Here is a 3,027-nt window from a genome sequence, read left to right on the forward strand (position 1 = left end):
AAACACCCACATAACAAACAGGATATAAGAACAGATCTATACCCGTCACCGGCAACCCGAACACTGTGAAGCTGCGTGCCGGTGTCAGCGACCAACTGCCGGGAGCATTGGGCGCAATGCCGTCCAGTACGTGCAACGGCAAGGTTTGACGGCATTCCACGGCGGCGACGATGGCTGGCTCGATTCGCAACCAGTGGTCGGGGTCTGGGGCTGTGCCATCCATCAGCACCACCGGCATGGCGGCCAGTAGCAGTGCGTTCATCCCTTGATATTCCTGATCCAGAAGCGGCGATCATCGACCGTGAAGTTGGGGTCATAGCCGACCAGCGTCAGCAGTGAACCGACATAGTAAAGGCCGAACTGATTCATCAGCCAGCGCTCCATCGCCGGGTCGCTTGGCAGCTTACTGTACGGGGGGATTGGCCCGTCACCGCGAACCTGGCCGCTGGTTTTGCCGGAGATGGAAAAGCTCTTCCAGGTCAACACGAAGTTGTTCGACTGTTTCGGCAGCTCCGGCGCGCAAAGCGACAGATTGCTGAAGCGCTCTGAGCGCTTGGCGTCGTGCCAGAGCACTGCGTCAAAGCGAATGCAATCACTGGCTTTGAGCGTGAGGCTGCGGGTCAGCGTCATCTGATCAGCCGGAATTTGCAGATTGCTGATCACCACCTTGGGCCACTCCGGGGCGCGACCGTCGGTAGAAAGATTGTGGCGCAAGGCGTTATGCAGTGGAGTGCCCAGCAAGCTGTTGCGGCTTGCCGCGCTTGCGGGCGTAGCCGCTTGCGCCAGACTGGTTCCAATGGAGTGTCCTAGTCCGTTCAGGGAATCCAGCGCCCCCTGCATGTCGGTTGTGGCACAACCCGTCAATACAAAAGGCAGAAGCAGCAAGCTCCGGTAGTATTTCATCGCAGTTCCTCGCGAGGTTATCCGTTGAAGAGGGCGTTGAGCCTGGCACACCAGGTTTCCGCCGCCCGACGGCTCATGGGAAAGCTGAGCAGTGGTTGTTGCGGATCGGCGGTTTGCAGCTCGACGGCGAAGTCCTTGGCGCGTACCGTGCGCTCGAAGGTCGGCACGCTCATGCCGCTGGCGTTGACCTGACGGCTGCCGCCGTTCATCTCCATGCTCTCGACCTCGCGCCAGGTCATCTGCCAGCCGAGCAGCCAGGAGAAGTCGTGGATGCGCCAGGCTTCATCCACGATTGAGCAGACAGCCAGTTTGCGATGCTGCCGGTCAAACACTAGAAAGGCCGGCGCGGGATAACCCAGGAGATGTCCAGCATCGAATGACAGGCCTTGCTGGGCGTTGATCCTGGCGACAAGGGCCTGACAGCGGGCCTGCAAGCGCGCCAGAAAGCGGAAGGACAGCGTGAAGATCGCCAGCGAAATCAGCAGATAGAGCATCAGCTCACTGGTCAGCAGCCCCCAAAGCGATGTCTGTGACAGGCGCGCAGGCCCCACGCCGACCATTGCCAGTACAAGAATCAGCGTAAAACCAGCGGCAGCAAGACCTGAAAGCCCAGCCACCGGAACTGCCAGCCCCGCAGCCGCCCCCATCCCAGCAGTCTTCCAGACGCTTGCCATGCGTCATCACCTCCATGTTGTTACTCATAGAGGTCATTCTATGGCGCTTGCATTCAATTGTCACTTATAGTGCGGGTACTTATCGGGCGTAGCCCTATAGAGGGGGTACTCATAGAGTCATTTCTCTTTAAGAAGAGAGAAATATGGCCCTTGATCCCCGACTACGCTTCGGCCTGAAGCTGATAGAAATCAGAAAGACCAGAGGGTGGTCGCAAGAACGCCTGGCACTGGAAAGTGGCTTGGCGCGCAGCTATCTGGGGGGTGTTGAGCGTGGGCAACGCAACATCGCCTTACTCAACATCTTCAAGCTGGCCGAGGCGCTGGGGGTGGAGCCTTCAGTACTGCTGGAGGCACCGGCTGCCGGACAGGAGCCTGCACCGTAACATCGTAGCGTTACGTTATCGTAGCGTTACGATGGTCACTGCCTGTCGCTCGCGGCAGCTATCGCGGCCATGTGCTTTCAATAGCAAATAAAGCTCACTATAATAGCACTTATGTAATTTATTTGGCGTTAAGGGTCATATAAGTGACTTTTCATCTCTCGACTTCCGCCGAAATCCTGCACGCGCTGGGTGTTCGTCTGCGCGAGCAGCGGCTTGCCCAATCGCTGACGCAGCGTGAACTGGCGCAAATGGCTGGACTGTCGCTGGGGGCGTTGCGCAAACTCGAAAGCGACGGTCAGTGCTCGCTGGAAACGCTGGTCCGCGTCGCGCAGGCGCTTGGCTTGCAGGAGGCGCTGGACGATCTCTTTGTGCTCAAACGGCAATCCATCGCCCAGATGGAACAAGTAGACCTTGTCAGCCGCCGCCAGCGTGCGCCGCGCAAGAGAACATCATGAAGCTGCTTACCGTGCATTATTGCGGCTGGGGAGAAGACTGGCCGTTGGGACGCCTGGCCGATGACGGTCAATCCCTGCTCTTCGAATATTCTCCCGAAGCCCTGTCTCAGGGCTTGGAACTGTCGCCCTTGCACCTCAAGCTGCGTGCGGATGCCTACGGAAGTTTTCCGACCCATTTGCATCGCCTTCCGGGCCTGATCGCCGACAGTCTGCCTGACGGCTGGGGTTTGCTGCTGATGGATCGCCTGTTCCGTCAGCACGGCTTGCGCCATCCCGGGCCGCTCGACCGGCTGGCCTTCATTGGTGAGCGCGCCATGGGCGCGTTACGCTTCGTTCCGGCAAGCGACGCCGGCGCCCACGAGCCCGACTGGTCCTTGCTGGCGCTGGCCGAGCAAAGCCGTCTCGCGCTCGCGGGCGAGGCGGGGGCAGCCCTGCGCGAGCTCGCGCTCACCGGCGGCTCACCGCAAGGGGCCAGGCCCAAGGCCTTGGTGCAGTACGACGCAATGACCGGGCAGGTCAGCACCCGTCCGGATGCGCCCGGCAGCCCCTGGCTGGTCAAGTTCCCGGCGCAGAACGAACACAAAGAGGTTTGCGTCATCGAGCAGCTCTATG

Annotated in this window: 6 protein-coding genes; 3 read left to right on the plus strand and 3 right to left on the minus strand. The window is 60.1% G+C overall.

From position 1 onward, the window contains the following. The 3 genes from EV683_RS14155 to EV683_RS14165 form a co-directional block, all read right to left on the minus strand. On the minus strand, window positions 1-262 hold a 262-nt coding region (locus tag EV683_RS14155; protein WP_424948514.1), incomplete at its 3' end, for a hypothetical protein. Further along, the gene (locus tag EV683_RS14160; protein WP_131863219.1) at window positions 259-903 is read right to left on the minus strand and encodes a hypothetical protein; all 645 of its coding nucleotides are present in this window, start codon (window positions 901-903) and stop codon (window positions 259-261) included. The genes EV683_RS14155 and EV683_RS14160, both read right to left, overlap by 4 nt. Window positions 904-920: 17 nt before the next feature. Beyond that, on the minus strand, window positions 921-1,577 hold the full coding sequence (locus EV683_RS14165) for a hypothetical protein (RefSeq protein WP_131863220.1): 657 nt from the start codon (window positions 1,575-1,577) through the stop codon (window positions 921-923). Between the two features lie 143 nt (window positions 1,578-1,720). Here EV683_RS14165 and EV683_RS14170 point away from each other — a divergent pair, with 143 nt between their 5' ends. The 3 genes from EV683_RS14170 to EV683_RS14180 form a co-directional block, all read left to right on the plus strand. Further along, window positions 1,721-1,960, plus strand: a complete 240-nt coding sequence (locus tag EV683_RS14170; protein ID WP_011806687.1) for a helix-turn-helix domain-containing protein — start codon at window positions 1,721-1,723, stop codon at window positions 1,958-1,960. Window positions 1,961-2,103: 143 nt separating this feature from the next. Continuing rightward, complete coding sequence (locus tag EV683_RS14175) at window positions 2,104-2,415, plus strand: helix-turn-helix domain-containing protein (protein WP_131863221.1); 312 nt, start codon at window positions 2,104-2,106, stop codon at window positions 2,413-2,415. Then, window positions 2,412-3,027: HipA N-terminal domain-containing protein (locus tag EV683_RS14180; RefSeq protein ID WP_207910477.1), on the plus strand; the 616-nt coding region annotated here is incomplete at its 3' end. The genes EV683_RS14175 and EV683_RS14180, both read left to right, overlap by 4 nt.

This window comes from Crenobacter luteus (assembly GCF_004345725.1).
GTDB classification, from domain to species: Bacteria; Pseudomonadota; Gammaproteobacteria; order Burkholderiales; family Chromobacteriaceae; genus Crenobacter; species Crenobacter luteus.